We start from the raw sequence: 16,817 nt of genomic DNA, 5'->3' as shown, positions 1-16,817 counted from the left end.
GCGGCGTGCCGCCGCCCGCTCCCGATTCGTCACCGCCCGCCCCTTCGCGGCGCGTCCGCGTGCGCGTCACCGGGCGCGTGCAGGGCGTCGGCTTCCGCCCCTTCGTCTTCGCGCTCGCCCGCCGGCTGGGGCTCGCCGGCTTCGTGCTCAACGACTCGCTCGGGGTTCTCGCCGAGGTCGAGGGCGAGGGCGTCGAGGAGTTCCTCGCCCGCCTCGTGGCCGATGCCCCTCCGCTGGCCTGCGTCGAGCGTCTCGCCACTGAGGCGCTGCCGCCGACCGGCGAGTCCGGCTTCACGATCCGCGCGAGCGCGGGCGGCGGACCGCCGGACGCCGCCGTCTCCCCCGATGCGGCGACGTGCGACGCCTGCCTGGCGGAGCTCTTCGACCCGGCGGACCGCCGCTACCGCTACCCGTTCATCAATTGCACCGGCTGCGGCCCGCGCTTCACGATCGTGACGGCCGTCCCGTACGACCGCCCGAGCACGACGATGGCCGCGTTCACGATGTGCCGGGCGTGCCGCGCCGAGTACCAGGACCCGGGCGACCGCCGCTTCCACGCGCAGCCGAACGCGTGCCCGGACTGCGGCCCGCGGGTCCGGCTCGTCGCCGACCGGATCCCCGCGGGGCGCCGGCGCGAGGCGATCGCCGGCGGCCCCCGGGACGCCATCTCCGCCGCCGCCGCCGCCGTCCGCTCCGGCGCCATCCTCGCCGTCAAGGGCATCGGCGGGTTCCACCTCGCCTGCCGCGCCGACGACGAGGCGGCCGTCTCGGCCCTGCGGGCGCGCAAGCACCGCGAGGACCGGCCGTTCGCGATCATGGTCGGAGACCTCGACGCCGCCCGCGCGCTCGTGGAGCTCGACGGCGACGAGATCCGCTCGCGCGCGCGGCCGATCGTGATCGCGCCGCGGCGCGGCGACGTCGCGCCGTCAGTCGCGCCTCGCTCGCGCGAGCTCGGCGTGATGCTCCCCTACTCGCCGCTGCACCACCTGCTGCTCGCCGACGCCGGCGTCCCGCTCGTCATGACCAGCGGCAACGTCTCCGACGAGCCGATCGCGTTCACCGACGAGGACGCGCTGAGGCGGCTGGCGGGCATCGCCGATCTCTTCCTCCTGCACGACCGGCCGATCCGCACGCGCACGGACGACTCGGTCCTGCGCGGCCGCCGCGTCGTGCGCCGCTCGCGCGGGTTCGTGCCGGAGCCGCTGCCGCTCCCGGCGGCGCCTGCGCTGCTGGCGACCGGCGCCGAGCTCAAGAGCACGTTCACGCTCGCGCGCGACGGGCGCGCGTGGGTCGGGCACCACATCGGCGATCTGCGCAACGTCGAGACGCTCGCGTCCTTCGCGGACGGCGTCGAGCACTTCGAGCGCCTGTTCGCCGTCGCCCCGCAACTGATCGCCCACGACATGCATCCCGACTACCTGTCGACGTCGTACGCGCTCGCCCGCGAGGGGGAGCACGTCGCGGTGCAGCATCACCACGCCCACCTGGCGGCGGCGCTGGCCGAGCACGGCGAGCCCGAGGCGCTCGGGGCGATCTTCGACGGCACCGGCTACGGCACCGACGGCACGATCTGGGGCGGCGAGCTGCTGCTCGGCGGACCCGGGGGCTTCACCCGTGCGGGCCACCTGCGGCCGGTGCGGATGCCGGGCGGCGAGTCCGCGATCCGCGAGCCGTGGCGGATGGCGTGCGCCTGGCTCGCCGAGTCCGGCCTCGAGACGCCGCCGGCGTGGGCGAACGTCCGCCGGCTCGCCGAGACCGGGCTCGCGTCGCCGGTGACGACGAGCATGGGCCGGCTCTTCGACGCCGTCGCCGCGCTGTGCGGCCTCCGCGAGACGGTGACCTACGAGGGCCAGGCGGCGATCGAGCTCGAGGCCGCGGCGGACGCGCACGAGACGGCGGCATACCCGCTGCCGGTGACGGAAGGCGCCGCGCTCGTCCTCGACCCGCGCCCGGCGATCGCCGCCATCGTCGACGACCTCGCGCGCGGCGCCGGCGTCGCGCTCGTCTCCGCGCGCTTCCACAACGCCGTCGCGCGGGCGACGGCCGCCGCGTGCCGCGAGGTCGGCGCTCCCGCCGTCGTCCTCTCCGGCGGCGTGTTCCAGAACGCGCTGCTGCTTGACCGGACGACCGAGGCGCTGCGGCCCGCGCGCGTCCTGACCCCGGTGCGGCTCCCGTGCAACGACGGCGGCATCTCCTACGGGCAGGCCGCCGTTGCGGCCGCCCTGCACGGAGCGTAGCCTATTGCGACGGGCTTGCAACAGTGACCCTCTTCGCGATGCACATCCCCGACGGGTTCCTCAGCAACCCGGTGGCCGCCGTCCTCGGCGGCGTCGCGATCGTCGCGGTCGCCGTCGCGCTGCGGTCGGGGCGTGAGCTCGACGAAGAGTCGATCCCGCTCCTCGGCGTCCTCGCCGCCTTCGTGTTCGCCGTCCAGATGCTCAACTTCCCGGTCGCCGGCGGGACCAGCGGGCACTTGCTCGGCGCGGCGCTCGTGACGGCGCTGCTCGGGCCGCGGATCGCATTCCTCGTGCTGACCGTGGTGCTCGTCGTGCAGGCGCTGCTGTTCGCCGACGGCGGCGTCACCGCGCTCGGCGCGAACATCGTCAACATGGGCGTGTCGGGAGCGATCGTCGCCGCCGGCGTGCTCGCCGCCGGGCGCCGGCTGCTGCCCGCCACCCGCCGCGCGCTGCTCGGGACGGTCGCCGTCGCCTCGTGGCTCGCGGTGATGGCCGGCTCGGCGCTGACCAGCGCCGAGCTCGCCGTCTCGGGCACGATCCCGCTGGGCACCGTCCTGCCGGCGATGCTCGGCGTCCACGCGCTGATCGGCGCCGGCGAGGCCGTGATCACGGTCGCCGCCGTCGGCGCCGTCCTGTCCGCGCGACCCGATCTGGTGGCGGCCGCGCCGCGCGTCCACGCGGTCGCGGAGGCGTGATGCCGGCGCGCGCGTTCCTCGTCCTCGCCCTCGCGCTGGCGATCGGCATCGCGACCGCGGTCTCGCCGTTCGCGTCGTCGTCGCCCGACGGGCTGAGCAAGGTCGCGAGCGACCATGGGTTCGCGTCGCATGCGCACGCTGGCGACGGCCCGATCGCCGGCTACGCGTTCCCGGGGATCGGCAACCGGCACGTCGCGAAGGGCGTCTCAGGCTTCGCCGGCACGCTGGCCGTGTTCGCGCTCGGCTGGGGCGTCGCGTACGCCGTCCGGCGCCGGCCGGTCGCCGCGCCGTGATGACGCGGGCGCCCGCGGGAGCGCGATGAGCGGCGCGCACCGTGCGCCCGAGGTCGCCGGCGACTCCCGCGTCCACCGGCTCGACCCGCGCGCGAAGATCGCCGGGCTGCTCGCGATCACGCTGATCGCCGTCTCGGCGCCCGTCGACGCGTGGCCGACCTACGTCGCCTGCGCGCTCGTCCTCGCCGCGGTCGCCGCCGCCGCCCGCGTCCCGCCGCGGGCGATCGCCCGCCGCGCGCGGATCGTGCTCCCGCTGGTCCTGCTGGCCGGCGTCCTCGTCCCGTTCGTGCGGACCGGCGGCGCGACCTCCGATCTCGGCCCCTTCACCGTCCACGAGGCCGGGCTGCGCACGTTCGCGCAGCTCGCGGCGAAGGCGACGATCGGCACCGTCGCGGCGGTCCTGCTCGCCGCCACGACGACGGCGCCCGACCTGCTGCGCGGCTTCGACGCGCTCAAGGCCCCGCGCACGCTGGTCCTGATCGCCGCGCTGATGCACCGCTACCTCTTCGTCCTCGGCGACGAGGCCGCGCGCATGCGCACCGCGCTCGCGGCGCGCGGCTACCGCCCGCGCCACGCGCTCAAGGCCGCACCGGCCGGGCACGTCGCCGGCGCGCTGTTCCTGCGCGCCCACGCGCGCGGGGAGCGCGTCCACCGCGCCATGCTCGCGCGCGGCTTCAGCGGCGGCCTCCCGCGCGAGTCGCGCGCTCTCGGCGCCGCCGACGTCGCGTTCGCCGCGACGATCGCCGCGGTCCTGCTGGCCGTCCGGATCGCCGCATGACCCTGCGCGCCCGCGGCCTGCGCTACGCCTACCCCGGGGGCCACGCGGCGCTCGACGGCGTCGACCTCGACGTCGCCGGCGGCGAGCGCGTCGCGATCCTCGGCCCCAACGGCGCCGGCAAGACGACGTTCATGCTGCACCTCAACGGACTGCTCAAGGGCGAAGGCGAGCTCCAGGTCGCCGGGCTCCCGGTGATCAAGCCGAACCTGCGCGAGCTGCGCGCCCGCGTCGGGCTCGTGTTCCAGGACCCCGACGACCAGCTCTTCATGCCGACCGTCGGCGAGGACGTCGCGTTCGGCCCCGCGAACCTCGGGGTGCAGGACGTCCCGGCGCGCGTCGCCGAGGCGCTCGCCGCGGTCCGCCTCGACGGCTTCGAGGCGCGCGCGCCGCACCAGCTCTCGATGGGCGAGCGGCGCCGCGTCGCGATCGCCACCGTGCTCGCGATGCGGCCCGCGCTGCTCGTGCTCGACGAGCCGAGCGCGAGCCTTGACCCGCGCAGCCGGCGCGAGCTGCTGCAGATCCTCGAGACGATCCAGGCGACGCTGCTCGTCACGACGCACGACCTCCTGTTCGCCGCCGAGCTGTGCGAGCGCACGGTCATCCTCGCCGCCGGCCGCGTCGTCGCCGACGGGCCCACCGATGCCCTGCTCGCCGACGCCGAGCTGCTCGCCCGCTATGACCTCGAGCTGCCGCGGCTGGTCAACGCGAGTACAACCACGTCATGAGCGACGAGTACTTCCTCGACACGCCGGTCGTCCGCGGCTTCATCGCGGGCGTCCGCGACGCGATCGCGCAGGCGGCCTCGGCGAGCGACGCCTGCGACCGCATCCGCCCCGGCTTCGCCGCGCTGCTCGAGGACCCGGAGTGGCTGCCGGACGCCTACGCGCAGCCGAACCCCGAGTCCGGCATGGGCGGCGGCATCGGCCAGTGGCTGCTCTTCCGCGCCGCCGATCGCAGCCTCACGCTGTTCGCGCTCGTCGTCCCGCCCGGGAGCGAGACGCCGGTCCACGACCACCTCGCCTGGGGCCTCGTCGGCCTCTACCGCGGCGCGCAGGACGAGGAGATCTTCGACACCGCGCTGACCCTCAGCGAGCGCCGCGCGCTCGCGCCCGGCGACTTCTACGCGCTGCTCCCGCCGCGCGACGACATCCACCGCGTGCGGACGACCTCGCCCGAGACCTCGGTGTCGATCCACCTGCTGACCAACGACACCGGCTGCGTCTGGCGCCACACCTTCGACCCGGAGGCCAAGACGAGCGCGCCGTTCCGCAGCGGCTACGTCAACGTGGCCTGCGAAGAGGACTGACCGGAGACCAGGGCCAAGGACCTAGGTCCGGCGCCCGATGCCGGGCGGCCGCGCGGCGCGTAACGTGTCGTGCGTGGCCACGCAGGACACCGCATTCAGGGCCTTGAGCGACGTGGTGCTGGCGCTCGCGTCCGAGCACGAGGTCGAACCGGTGCTGCAGCGGCTCGTGCACTCCGCGCGCGAGCTGTCCGGAGCCCGCTACGCGGCGCTCGGGATCCCCGACGGCGAGGGCGCCTTCAGCTGCTTCCTGACGTCCGGGATGAGCGACGAGCTGATCGCCGCGATGGGACCGCTCCCGCGCACGCACGGGATGCTCGGCGCGATGCTGGAGTCGCCGCGGCCGCACCGGACGGAGGACATCTCCAAGGACCCGCGCTTCCGCGGCTGGTGGCCGCGTGCGCACCCGAAGATGCGCTCGTTCCTCGGCGTGCCGATCGTCGCGCGCGGCGAGGTGATCGGGGCGCTGTACCTGACCGAGAAGGACGGCGGCTTCTCGGCCGAGGACGAGAAGCTGATCGCGCTGCTCGCCGCGCACGCCGCGATCGCGATCGAGAACGCGCGCCTGCACGAGCGCAGCCGCGAGCTGTCGATCGTCGAGGAGCGCAACCGGCTCGCGCGCGAGCTGCACGACAACGTGACCCAGCGGCTGTTCGGCGTCGCGCTCGCCGCGGAGTCGGCCAGCACCCTGCTGGACCGCGACAAGGCCGCCGTGGCCGCCGAGCTCGCGCGCGTCGGGGAGCTCGCGCACGGCGCGATGGAGGAGCTGCGGGCGGTCGTGTTCGAGCTGCGCCCCGCCAGCCTGGAGGCGGAGGGCCTCGCGACCGTGCTGCGCAAGCACGTCGACGTGCTGCGACGCGTGTCCGGGCAGCGCATCGACCTCTGCGTCGGCGAGCTCCCGCGGCTCGCGTCCGGCCCCGCGACGCAGGTGCTGCGGATCGCCCAGGAGGCGCTCGGCAACGCCCTGCGCCACGCCGAGGCCGAGCACATCCGCGTGGCGCTCGAGAACGGCTCGGGCCGGCTCGTACTGAGCGTCGCAGACGACGGCCGCGGGTTCGACCCGGGCGCCGTCCGCGGCAGGCGGCTGGGCCTGACCTCGATGCACGAGCGCGCGACGGAGCTCGGCGGGAAGCTCGCTGTCGACAGCGGCGCGCAGGGCACGATCGTCCGGCTGGAGGTGCCCGCGTGATCCGCGTCGTGCTCGCCGACGACCACGCAGTCGTGCGGCAGGGGCTGCGGACGTTCCTCGACCTCCAGGAGGACATCGAGGTCGTCGCCGAGGCGTCCGACGGCGAGGAGGCGGTCGCGGCGGCGGCCGAGCTGGACCCCGACATCGTCCTGCTCGACCTGGTGATGCCGCGGCTCGACGGACTCGGCGCGTTGAAGAGCCTGCGACACGGTCGCGCGCGGATCCTGGTCCTCACGAGCTTCGGCGACGACGACAAGCTGTTCGCCGCGCTGCGCGCCGGCGCCGCCGGCTACCTGCTCAAGGACGTCCAGCCGACCGAGCTGGTGCGCGCCATCCGCTCCGCCCATGCCGGCGAGTCACCGCTCTCGCCCGCGATCGCGACGCGCGTCGTGGAGGAGGTCGCCCAGGGCGGGGTGAGCGCGCACGACGACCTGACGCCGCGCGAGCTCGACGTCCTGGCGCTGATCGCCCGCGGGCGCTCGAACAAGGTGATCGCGCGCGAGCTCGGCGTCGCCGAGAAGACGGTCAAGACGCACGTCAGCCACATCCTGGCCAAGCTCGGCGTCTCGGACCGCACGCAGGCCGCGCTGTACGCGGTCAGACAGGGCCTATAGCCGGGACGGGGTCCGCCACCTCGACGGTCAAGGGCTGCGACGTGCCGCCCCCCGGCTGCGGGTTGGTGATCGTGAAGGTGAGCTCGCCGGCCTGGAGGGCGTCGCCGGCGTCGAGCGTGACCACGAGCTTCGTCGGGCTCCTGATCTCCACCTTGCGCGGCTGCGGCGCGCCGCCGGGGCGCCGGACCGTCACGAGCGAGTCCTTGATGAAGCCGGTCCCGACGAGCGTCACGGCCTCCACGTGCCCGGGCTTGAGCGTCGGCGGCTCGGAGCTCACGAGCAGCGGCTCGGGGTTGGCGATGCTGTCGCCGCGCGCATCGTCGCCGTAGCCCTGACCGGTCTTGAAGGCGGTGTCGAAGATCTCGCGCAGCTTGTCGGTCGCCTGCTTGGAGAAGAGCCCGACGAGCCCGGACAGCGCCGCGATGCCGTAGACGTTGACCTCCGCGCTCGTCGACGCGCCGGAGAAGAAGCCGCCCCGGATCGCGAAGTAGAAGATGACGGCGAGCGAGCTGCCGACGAACACGCGCAGCAGGTACCACCACATCCAGCTGCTCGCGAGTTGCCGGTTGCCCGCGAAGTCGCTGAAGGACACGGTCGCGTGGACGTAGCTCCCCAGCGCGCTGACGAACACGACCAGCAGCATCATCGTCGCGTCGGGCACGAGCGTGAAGCTCCGCCAGAACCAGGTGACGTGACCGGGCTTGTTGGACTTCGCGGCGTCGACCGCCGGCCACAGCGTCACGGTGAGGTACAGCAGCAGGACGCCGAGGACGAGCAGCATCAGGCCGAGCGCGATCTGGGACCCCCGCCCCATCTCGCGCTCGCCGGCCTTGCGGGTTCCCGGGCCGTCGTGGGTGTCGGTCACCGGCCATGTCTACGGGGCCGCGGCCGCGCGGTCAAGGACCACGGACCTAGGTCCAATTGCCAATGGTGCGCGCGCGGGCCCGGGCGTACGGTCGTGGACATGCCCACCGCCATCGTCACCGGCGCCTCCCGCGGCCTCGGACTCGCCCTCTCCCGAGCGCTCGCACAGCGCGGTTGGCGGCTCGTGCTCGACGCCCGCGACGCAGCGCCCCTGCGGCTCGTCGCCGACGAGATCGGGGCGATCGCGGTCGCGGGCGACGTCGCCGATCCCGCTCACCGCCGGGCGCTCGTCGCCGCCGCCGGCGCCCCGGTCGACCTGCTCGTCAACAACGCGTCCGTGCTCGGACCCAGCCCGCAGCCGCGCCTCGCCGACTATCCGCTCGACGTGCTCGAGCACGTCCTGCGCGTCAACGCGCTCGCCCCGCTGGCGCTGTTCCAGCTCGCAGAGCTCGCGCCGGGCGCGCGCGTGATCAACGTGACCTCCGACGCCGGCTCTGAGCCGTACGAGGGCTGGGGCGGCTACGGGGCATCCAAGGCAGCGCTCGAGCAGCTCAGCGCGATCCTCGCGATCGAGCATCCGGAGCTGCGCATCTACGCCGTCGACCCCGGCGACATGAACACGCGCATGCACCAGGAGGCGTTCCCCGGCGAGGACATCTCCGACCGGCCGCCGCCGGAGGAGAGCGTTCCCGGCCTGCTCGCGCTGGTCGAGGGCGACCTGCCGTCGGGCCGCTACCGTGCCGCCGCGCTGCAGGAGGCGAGCGCGTGAACGCGGCGCCCGATCGCGGCGCCTCGGCCGGCCCTGTGTCCGCCCCCGCGCGCGGAGCGCTCTCCTTCCAGCTCCCGCGCACGCTCGAGGCGGGCGAGCCGCCGGCCGTCCGCGACGAGGTCCGGCTGATGGTCGCGCGCGGCGAGGCGCCGCTCGTCCACGGCCGCTTCCTCGACCTCCCGGAGCACCTCCTCCCCGGCGACCTGCTCGTCGTCAACGCCTCGGCGACGATCCCCGCCGCACTCTCCGCCCGCCGCTCCGACGGAACGGCGGCCGAGCTGCACCTGTCGACGCCAGAACCCCCGCCGGCAGGACGGCCCGACCGCTGGATCGTCGAGCTGCGCCGCGGTGGCGAGCGTTTCCCCGGCACCGCCGGGGAGGCGCTCGCGCTCCCCGCGGCCGGCAGCGCGGAACTGCTCGCGCCCTACCTCGCCTCCCGCCGCCTCTGGGTCGCGCGGCTGAGGCTCCCGGAGCCGCTGGAGCGCTATCTCGACGCCTACGGCGCCCCGATCCGCTACGCCCACGAGCCCCACGCGCGGCCGCTGGTCGACCATCAGACGATCTTCGCGACCGAGCCCGGCAGCGCCGAGATGCCCAGCGCCGCCCGCCCGTTCACGCGCCGCGCGATCGCCGCGCTGCGCGCCCGCGGCGTCGGCATCGCCCGGCTCGTGCTGCACTCCGGCGTGAGCTCGCTCGAGCGCGGCGAGCGCCCCTACCCGGAGCGCTACCGCGTGCCCGCCGCCACCGCCGCGCGCGTCAACGCCGCCCGGCGCGTGATCGCCGTCGGCACGACCGTGGTGCGCGCGCTGGAGACCGTCGCCGGCGAGGACGGCACCGTGCACGCGGGCGAGGGCTGGACGAGCCTGACGGTCACGCCCGAGCGCGGCGTCCGCGCCGTCGACGGCCTGCTCACCGGCTGGCACGAGCCCGACGCCAGCCACCTGCTCATGCTCGAGGCGATCGCCGGCCGCGGGCTGCTCGAGCGCTCCTACGCCGCCGCCGTCGCCCGCGGCTACCGCTGGCACGAGTTCGGCGACTCGCACCTGATCCTGCCCTAGCGTCGCCGCAGCAGCCCGCGCCGCCGGCGTAGGGCTGCGGCGGGAGGCGGCTCATGGTGGCGCGACGGCCCGCGCGCGGTCTCGGCGGGCGGCTTCGGTGCCCCGGCGAACGGCGGGCATCGAGGGAGGCGGGTCAGGGTGTCGCGCCAGGCGAGCGAGCTTGCGCCAATCGCGCGGCTGCGCGGTGATTTCGCGCATGATCGATCACGCTCGCGCGCAGCTCGCGGCGGTGATCGTTCCCCGCACGACCGGCGGATCGCGCGCCGATCTGACCCGCCTCCGTTCGCATTGGTGCGCGACCCTACAACGAGTCAAGCCGCCCCGGTGAACGGAGCGGCTCGTAGTTCAAATATCGGCAGGACGCGCGCAGATCTCTAGCGCTTTCCCCCGAGTTGGCGCGTCCGCGCTCTCGCCGGAGGTGATCACGTCGTAGGTCACGCCGCGTATGACTCCGGCAGCCCGAAGGGCTTGAACAGCCGCGGGTCGATGAACGCGGTGATGGCGCTGATGCGCGGCCCGTCGAGCGTGAGGACGTCGATCACGGCGGCGCGATAGCGATCCTTGTGCAGGATGTAGCAGCCGACCGCCGCCTGGCCGTTGGCGTGCGTCGGCAGGTGCCGCCAGCGCTGGTTGAGCGGGCCGGCGTGGAGGAACGCGCGGATCGCTTCCTCGCCGCGGTAGGACTCCGGCAGCGGCGGCATCGACCACACCGCGTCCTCCGACAGCAGCCCGACGATCGCCTCGACGTCGGCGCGCTCCATGGCGTCCATGTAGCGCTCGACCACCTGGCGCACGCCGTCGTCGCCGAGTGCGCGCAGCGTCTGCTGCTGGCTGCGCTCGGGCAACCGCCGCTCGAGCGTGCGGCGCGCGCGGGCGAGCGCGCTGTTGACCGACTCGACCGTCGTGTCGAGCGTCTCGGCCGCCTCGCGGGCGCGGAACCCCAGCACGTCGCGCAGCATCAGCGCCGCCCGCTGGTTCGGCGGCAGGTGCTGGACGGCGGCGACGAACGCGAGCTCGACGCTCTCGCGCTGCTCGTAGCGCGCGTCGGGCGCCGGCGACGCGTCCTCGAGCTCCGCCGGATAAGGCTCCAGCCACAGCGGACCCTCGCGCTCGTCGTAGTCGAGCGGCAGGACGCGCTTCGGCCGGCGCGCGATCAGGTCGAGCGAGACGTTGGTCGCGATCCGGTATAGCCATGAGCGCAGCGAGCTGCGGCCCTGGAAGCGGTCGATCCCGCGCCAGGCGCGCAGCAGCGCGTCCTGGAGGGCGTCATCGGCGTCGTGCAGGGAGCCGAGCATCCGGTAGCAGTGCGCGTGCAGCTCGGCCCGGTAGGGCGCGACCGTCTGCTCGAAGTCATCCGCCATCGGCCTTATAGACCGTCGCGCTCGCGAGAGCTCATCGCAACCCGCAGCGTGCCGCCCGGGCCGGAGGTGCGGATCCGCAGCCTCGGCGCGTCCGCCACCGGCCCGGCGTCGGGCAGGTCGATCTCGCGCGTCCCGAACGGGCCGCCGCCGTCGACCTCGACGTGGACGCCGCGCGGGACGAGGATCGTCACCGTCCCGAACCAGTTGCGGATGTCGAGCGACGTCTCAGCGCCGTGCAGCGTCGCGCGGCCGAGGTCCAGCACGACGGTCCCGCAGACGCAGCGCAGCGTCGCCCGCGGCGCGAGCTCCCAGCGCCCGCGCCGCTCCAGCCGCGAGAAGATCGCGCTGTGGCGCAGCGGCAGGTCCGCCGCGCCGGCCGCCGGCAGGTCGGCCGTGAGCGGCTCGAGCTCGGACTGCGTGCGCGCCAGCTCCGCCCGCTCGACGCGGCCGGCGAACTCCTCAAGCGTCAGCCGCCCGGCGACCGCCGCGTCGCGCAGGAGCGCGATCGTGCGGTCGCGGTCGTCGTCGCCGGCCCTCACAGGGACCGCTGGTAGACGTTGAAGGCCTTCGTCGCGAACCATGCGCTGATCACCACCAATGCGACGAGCAGGCCGACGCGGCCGGCCACGAGGCCCCAGTCGAGCGAGCCGATCGCGGCCGAGCGGGACGCCTCGGCGGCCCAGTTGACCGGATTGAATGTCGCGATCATACGGATCCAACCGGGCACGAGGCTCGGCTGCATCAGCGCCGAGGACAGGAACGTGAGCGGCAGCAGGAGCATGGAGACGGCGCCGATCAGCGTCTCCCGCTGGCGCGCGAGCACGCCGATGCCGTTCGAGAGCGACGCGAACGCCGCGGCGAGCAGGCCGGCGACCAGCACGAGGATCGCGATCCCGCCGATGCCGTGCGTGTAGTCGGCGCCGAGCGCCCAAGCGAGCAGCACGACCAGCACCGTCTGGATCGACACCGAGATCACCGCCTGCGCGACGCTCCCGAGGTTGAACGCGCCCCGCCATGCGGGCGAGACGAGCATCCGGTCCATCACGCCGCCGTTGATGTCCTCGATGAAGCCCATCCCGGTCCAGCCGGCGCTCGACACGGCGAGCATCACGACGACGCCGGGCATCAGGTAGTTCACGTAGGAGTCGCCCGCGAAGCCGGGGATCCGCGTCACCGCCTTGAACAGCGCGCCGAACAGCAGCAGCCAGATGATCGGCTGGATGAGCGTGATCATGATGAACGCCGGCTGGCGCATCAGCACGCGCAGGTAGCGCAGGGTGACCTGCCAGGTCTGCCGCGCGGCGGTCATGCGGTCGCCTCGAACGCGCGTCCGGCATAGCGTAGGTAGACGTCGTCGAGCGAAGGCCGCGCGAGCGTGACCGACGCCGCGCGGACGCCGTTGGCCTCCAGCGCCGCGAGGACAGCCGGGATCGCCGCGCCGCCGTCGCGCGATCGGGCGCGCAGCGTGCGGCCGTCGAGCAGGACGTCGGCGAGCCCGGAGACGCGCTCCAGCGCGCCGGCCGCGCCTCCGTCGACCTCGGCCAGCTCGACGTGGATCGTGTCTCCCTCGAGCTCGCTCTTGAGCTCGTGCGGCGTGCCGCGCGCGACGATCCGCCCGCGGTCGACGATCGCGAGCTGCGAGGCGAGCTTGTCGGCCTCCTCCAGGTAGTGCGTCGTGAGCAGGATGGTCATCCGCTCGTCGCGCGCGAGCCGCTCGATCTCGCCCCACATCTGGGCCCGCGCCTCGGGATCGAGGCCCGTGGTCGGCTCGTCGAGGAACAGGACCTGCGGCCGGTGCAGGAGGCCGAGCGCGACGTCGAGCCGCCGCTGCATGCCGCCGGAGTACGTCTTCGCCTGCCGGTCGCCGGGGAGGCCGAAGCGCTCCAGCGCCTCGTCCACGCGGCGCCGCAGCTCCGCGCCGGTGATGCCGTAGAGCTCACCCTGGAGGACGAGGTTCTCGCGCCCGGTCGCCTCGAGGTCGCAGCCGTGCTTCTGGCCCACGACGCCGATCGCGTGCCGGACCTTGGCGGGCTCGGCGAGCACGTCGTGCCCCGCCACCGTGGCGCTTCCCGCGTCGGGGTGCGAAAGCGTGGTGAGGATCTTCACGGTCGTGGACTTGCCCGCCCCGTTGGGGCCGAGCAGGCCGAGGACGGTGCCGGCCTCGACGGTCAGGTCCAGCCCGTCGAGCGCCTTCACGTCGCCGTAGCCCTTGATGAGGCCCGTGGCCTCGATCGCGTTCTCGAACACTGTACGAGTCATACCGAACGGTGTTCTACCGCGGTACAGTGTTCGTGTCAAATGGCCGCCGTCCCGGACCCTCCCTGGTGGCGCCGGCGCGAGGAGTCGCCCCGCGCCGAGCGCAAGCCGCTCACGCGCGACGCGATCGTCGAGGCGGCGCTCGCGCTGCTCGAGCGCGACGGGCTCCAGGGCCTGAGCATGCGCCGGCTCGCGCAGGAGCTCGGCACCGGCGCCGCGTCGCTCTACTGGCACGTGGGCGACAAGGAGGAGCTGCTCAGCCTGATGCTCGACCGGATCGTCGGCGAGGCGGAGGTGATCGAGCCGGACCCCGAGAACTGGCAGGAGCAGGTCAAGGAGATGCTGCGGGCGACGCGCAGGCTGATGCGCAAGCGACGCGACGCGGCGCAGATCTCGCTCGGGCGCATCCCCGCCGGCCCGAACTCGCTGCCGGTGATGGAGCGGACGCTGGCGGTGCTCGCCGCCGCCGGCCTGCCGGCACGCGTGATCTCCTATGCGGCCGACATGTTCGCGCTCTACGTCGGAGGCTTCGCCTACGAGGAGAGCATGCCGCCGCGCGGCGATCCCGCGGCGCTCGGCGCCTACTTCGCGTCGCTGCCGCGCGACCGCTTCCCGACGCTCGCGTCGCTCGCGTCCGAGTTGACGGCCGGCGACGCCGACGAGCGGTTCGAGTTCGCGATCGAGCTGCTGGTGCGGGGCCTCGAGGCGATGGCCGAGCGCTACGCGGACGAGTAGGGGCCTCCAGCCGTCTACAGCTCGAGGTCGGGGCATGCGCCGACGTGGCCGCGAGGCCGAATGTGGCCACCCGCCTCGACGCGATCGGGACGATCAGTCGAAGCGCGGCGCGCGCTTCTCGAGGAACGCGACCATGCCCTCGCGCGCGTCGGGCGTCTGGCTGGAGGCGGCCATGAGCTCGGTCGCGTAGGCGTAGGCCTTGTGCTGGTCGAGGTCGACCTGGGCGTAGAAGCCCTGCTTGCCCAGGGCCTTCGCGCTCGCGCTGCCGCGCGTGGCTCGGCGCAGGAGGTCCAGACAGGCGGCGTCGAGCTCGGCGGCGGGGACCACCGCGTTCACCAGGCCCCAGGCCGCGGCTGTTCGGGCGTCGATCATGTCGCCGGTGAAGGCCATCTCGAGCGCGCGTTTGCGCGGCAGGGCGCGGGCGACGGCGACCAGCGGGGTGTGGCAGAACCAGCCGCCCTTGCCCCCCGGTATGGCGAAGGCCGCCTCGTCTGACGCGACGGCGAGATCCGCCGTGGCGACGAGCTGGCAACCGGCGGCCGTCGCCAGACCGTGGACCCGGGCGAGCACGGGTTGCGGGATCGACTGCAGCGTCGTCATCAGCTCGGTGCACAGCGCGAGCAGCTCGCGCATCGCGGGCAGGTCGGCCCCGACGATGTCGCTGAAGTCGTGGCCGGCGCAGAAGACCGGCCCCTCCGCGGCAAGCAGCAGGCCGCGAGCATCGCTTGCCCCGACCTGGCGCACGGCGGCCAGCAACTGGCGCATGTGATCGAGCGAAAGGGCGTTGCGGCGCTCCGGCACGTCCATCGTCACGCGTACGAAGTCGCCCTCGCGCTCGACGCGCACGAGCGCGCGGGGCGCCGACGTCGTGACTGTCGGCGCGGCCGGATCGCGGGCGACCGTCGGCATCGCCCCAGGGTACGGTGCCCGCGCTCCTGCCGTCAATGTGTGTCAGTCGCGGTGCTGGGAACCGTTGTTGTCGACGACGTTCCAGAGGCTGTTCGCGTTGGCGCCGCCGTGGCCGGAGAACAGCACCGGGGACGCTGCGCCGGAGACCGAGCCACTCGCTCCGAGCCCCGACACGAAGGTGTCCATCGGCTCCCGGCAGTTGTCGAGGACCGAGCTGCAGCTCGTCCCGGTCGTGGGCGCCGAGGCGCCGGCGAATACCCCGTGCGCGAGGTTGTCGGAGCCGTATGAGGTCGAGACGTAGTCTCCCACCATTCTGCCCTGGCTGGTCGTCGCCGCCCAGGTCGTGGGCATGCCGGCGGCCACGGTCTGCGGCGCGCTCCACGTGCTCCCCGCGTTGGTGGAGGAGATGAAGCCGACGGCGAGCTGCGCACCCCCGGAGGGGTAGAAGTAGTACGTCAGGCCGAGCTGCGCGCCCGCACCCGACGTCGCCTTATTCACGGCTAGGCCGGGGATGAAGTGGTCGACGCCGCTGTTGGTCGCGTCGATCGGGACGCGAGCGACCGACGACCAGCTGGTGCCGGTCACGTTCAGCGAGTGGCTGAGGACGATGTCGTTCGCCTTGCAGGACTGGCGGAAGCGGCAGTCCGACCACGCGACGTAGACCGTCCCGCTGCCGTCGATCTCAGCGGACGGCAGCGGCCCCTCGCGCAGGCTCCCCGCGACCGTGTGGTGGCGGATCGTCGCGATCGTGGTGACCGCGCTCCAGCTCGCGCCGCCGTTGGTGGAGTTGAACGCGCCGATGGCGGTCTCGTTCGCGTTCGCGATCGGCACGATCACGGTGCCGTTGGGCCGCACGACGGGCTGGCCGCCGATCACGCCGGTGTGGTTGCTCGCCGCCGCCGACCACGTCTTGCCGCCGTCAGTCGACGTGCTCATCTCCAGCAGGTTGCCGGCCCCGTGGTCATCCCACTGGGTGTAGCAGTGGCCGTAGAACGGGCTCGTCGCGGCGTTGTCGCAGACGATCCAGTTCTTGTCGAGGTCGCCGCCGGTCGCGGTCGTGAACGGCGCGCTCCACGTCAAGCCCCCGTCGGTCGAGCGGCTGGTGACGACTGCGTTGCCGTGCACGCCACCCGCCTCGAGCAGTGTCAGCGACGAAACCAGCCAGACACCGTGCGCGGCGTCGTAGGCGACTGAGGAGTCGGTCGCGCGGTCGTTCGGTCCACCGCCGGCGTACTTGGTGATGCCGGGCAGCAGACCGCTCGTCCAGCTGGCGCCGTTGTTCGTGGACGTCGCGAACCCGATGGCGCACGCGCCGCCGTCGTAGATGCGCCCGACCTGGAACGCCGAGACGATCGTCGAGCCGTTCGCGAACGTGTCAGGCTCGACCTCGGTCTGGTGGTTCGTCGTGCTCGACGCGCGGCAGGTCGCCTGAGTGAACGGGTCAGAGCTGACCGGCAGCACGGCCGCTTCGGCGGCGCCGGCGAGGATCAGCGCCGCTGTCAGCGCGACACCCAACACGGGAGCGCGTCGGCGGGACAGCGATCGCAGTGACGGACGCATTACTTCACCCTCCTCGATGATTGCGAGTGCCGTGAGCGACTTGGCCATCACTCACCACTGGGCCGACATTACTGAGGAGGCGCGGTCCGTGCATGAGCGCAGCATTAGCCGTGGCTAAGAGGCTCCCGCGCCTTTTTCTGGGCGGAGCGGAGCCGTTCGGGCTCGGGTGCGTTCAGGGTCGCGGCGCGCGGAGAAG

The 16,817-nt window shown here is 73.8% G+C and carries 18 protein-coding genes; 11 read left to right on the top strand and 7 right to left on the bottom strand.

Annotated features, from left to right (window positions below):
- Positions 1-59 precede the first annotated feature (59 nt).
- The 8 genes from hypF to H958_RS0115965 all read left to right on the top strand — a co-directional run bounded on the left by hypF (position 60) and on the right by H958_RS0115965 (position 7,109).
- Positions 60-2,237, top strand: a complete 2,178-nt coding sequence (hypF, locus tag H958_RS0116000) for a carbamoyltransferase HypF (RefSeq protein ID WP_028059408.1) — start codon at positions 60-62, stop codon at positions 2,235-2,237.
- Positions 2,238-2,260: 23 nt separating this feature from the next.
- Complete coding sequence (locus tag H958_RS0115995; protein WP_231379263.1) at positions 2,261-2,932, top strand: energy-coupling factor ABC transporter permease; 672 nt, start codon at positions 2,261-2,263, stop codon at positions 2,930-2,932.
- Positions 2,932-3,225: a PDGLE domain-containing protein gene (locus H958_RS47585; RefSeq protein WP_028059406.1), complete on the top strand. Its 294-nt coding sequence runs from the start codon at positions 2,932-2,934 to the stop codon at positions 3,223-3,225. Before H958_RS0115995 ends, H958_RS47585 begins: the two co-directional genes overlap by 1 nt.
- A 25-nt stretch (positions 3,226-3,250) precedes the next feature.
- The gene (cbiQ, locus tag H958_RS0115985) at positions 3,251-4,003 is read left to right on the top strand and encodes a cobalt ECF transporter T component CbiQ (protein ID WP_028059405.1); all 753 of its coding nucleotides are present in this window, start codon (positions 3,251-3,253) and stop codon (positions 4,001-4,003) included.
- Positions 4,000-4,728 (top strand): energy-coupling factor ABC transporter ATP-binding protein, encoded by a 729-nt coding sequence (locus H958_RS0115980; RefSeq protein WP_028059404.1) that lies wholly within the window; start codon positions 4,000-4,002, stop codon positions 4,726-4,728. Before cbiQ ends, H958_RS0115980 begins: the two co-directional genes overlap by 4 nt.
- The gene (locus H958_RS0115975) at positions 4,725-5,309 is read left to right on the top strand and encodes a cysteine dioxygenase family protein (protein WP_028059403.1); all 585 of its coding nucleotides are present in this window, start codon (positions 4,725-4,727) and stop codon (positions 5,307-5,309) included. The genes H958_RS0115980 and H958_RS0115975 overlap by 4 nt, the downstream gene beginning before the upstream one ends.
- Positions 5,310-5,382: 73 nt before the next feature.
- A complete protein-coding gene (locus H958_RS0115970) occupies positions 5,383-6,495 on the top strand; it encodes a GAF domain-containing sensor histidine kinase (protein ID WP_028059402.1) in 1,113 nt (370 codons plus the stop codon).
- Positions 6,492-7,109, top strand: a complete 618-nt coding sequence (locus tag H958_RS0115965) for a response regulator (protein WP_028059401.1) — start codon at positions 6,492-6,494, stop codon at positions 7,107-7,109. Before H958_RS0115970 ends, H958_RS0115965 begins: the two co-directional genes overlap by 4 nt.
- On the opposite strand, the gene H958_RS43470 is transcribed toward H958_RS0115965, so the two are convergent.
- Positions 7,093-7,974 carry a hypothetical protein gene (locus H958_RS43470; RefSeq protein ID WP_051324346.1) on the bottom strand — a complete coding sequence of 294 codons (882 nt, stop codon included), beginning with the start codon at positions 7,972-7,974 and terminating at the stop codon, positions 7,093-7,095. The two genes, H958_RS0115965 and H958_RS43470, sit on opposite strands and share 17 nt — an antisense overlap.
- 99 nt (positions 7,975-8,073) lie before the next feature.
- Between H958_RS43470 and H958_RS0115955 the strand changes: the two genes are divergently transcribed.
- Together H958_RS0115955 and H958_RS0115950 are read left to right on the top strand one after the other, a co-directional pair.
- Complete coding sequence (locus H958_RS0115955; RefSeq protein ID WP_028059400.1) at positions 8,074-8,742, top strand: SDR family NAD(P)-dependent oxidoreductase; 669 nt, start codon at positions 8,074-8,076, stop codon at positions 8,740-8,742.
- Positions 8,739-9,800 carry an S-adenosylmethionine:tRNA ribosyltransferase-isomerase gene (locus H958_RS0115950; RefSeq protein ID WP_196807387.1) on the top strand — a complete coding sequence of 354 codons (1,062 nt, stop codon included), beginning with the start codon at positions 8,739-8,741 and terminating at the stop codon, positions 9,798-9,800. The genes H958_RS0115955 and H958_RS0115950 overlap by 4 nt, the downstream gene beginning before the upstream one ends.
- Positions 9,801-10,234: 434 nt before the next feature.
- Here the strand turns inward: H958_RS0115950 and H958_RS37780 are convergent, their stop codons facing one another.
- From H958_RS37780 to H958_RS37770, 4 genes are read right to left on the bottom strand one after another with little or no spacing between them, the layout of a single operon-like run.
- Positions 10,235-11,161, bottom strand: a complete 927-nt coding sequence (locus H958_RS37780) for a sigma-70 family RNA polymerase sigma factor (RefSeq protein ID WP_037410332.1) — start codon at positions 11,159-11,161, stop codon at positions 10,235-10,237.
- Positions 11,162-11,166: 5 nt separating this feature from the next.
- Entirely contained in the window at positions 11,167-11,700 is a 534-nt protein-coding gene (locus H958_RS43465) for a DUF1707 SHOCT-like domain-containing protein (RefSeq protein ID WP_051324345.1), read from the bottom strand.
- Entirely contained in the window at positions 11,697-12,470 is a 774-nt protein-coding gene (locus tag H958_RS0115935) for an ABC transporter permease (RefSeq protein WP_028059398.1), read from the bottom strand. The genes H958_RS43465 and H958_RS0115935 overlap by 4 nt, the downstream gene beginning before the upstream one ends.
- Positions 12,467-13,420: a daunorubicin resistance protein DrrA family ABC transporter ATP-binding protein gene (locus tag H958_RS37770; protein ID WP_037410330.1), complete on the bottom strand. Its 954-nt coding sequence runs from the start codon at positions 13,418-13,420 to the stop codon at positions 12,467-12,469. The genes H958_RS0115935 and H958_RS37770 overlap by 4 nt, the downstream gene beginning before the upstream one ends.
- 39 nt (positions 13,421-13,459) lie before the next feature.
- Between H958_RS37770 and H958_RS0115925 the strand changes: the two genes are divergently transcribed.
- Positions 13,460-14,152, top strand: a complete 693-nt coding sequence (locus H958_RS0115925) for a TetR/AcrR family transcriptional regulator (RefSeq protein WP_028059397.1) — start codon at positions 13,460-13,462, stop codon at positions 14,150-14,152.
- A 93-nt stretch (positions 14,153-14,245) separates the two neighbouring features.
- Here the strand turns inward: H958_RS0115925 and H958_RS0115920 are convergent, their stop codons facing one another.
- Complete coding sequence (locus H958_RS0115920) at positions 14,246-15,061, bottom strand: enoyl-CoA hydratase-related protein (protein ID WP_081685943.1); 816 nt, start codon at positions 15,059-15,061, stop codon at positions 14,246-14,248.
- A gap of 42 nt (positions 15,062-15,103) precedes the next feature.
- The gene (locus H958_RS37765) at positions 15,104-16,579 is read right to left on the bottom strand and encodes a sialidase family protein (protein WP_407641151.1); all 1,476 of its coding nucleotides are present in this window, start codon (positions 16,577-16,579) and stop codon (positions 15,104-15,106) included.
- Positions 16,580-16,817: the final 238 nt, after the last annotated feature.

The organism is Candidatus Solirubrobacter pratensis, assembly GCF_000425945.1.
In the GTDB taxonomy this organism is placed as follows: domain Bacteria; phylum Actinomycetota; class Thermoleophilia; order Solirubrobacterales; family Solirubrobacteraceae; genus Solirubrobacter; species Solirubrobacter pratensis.
The sequence above is the reverse complement of the archived record's forward strand: the minus strand, read 5'-3'. Positions and strand labels throughout refer to the sequence as shown.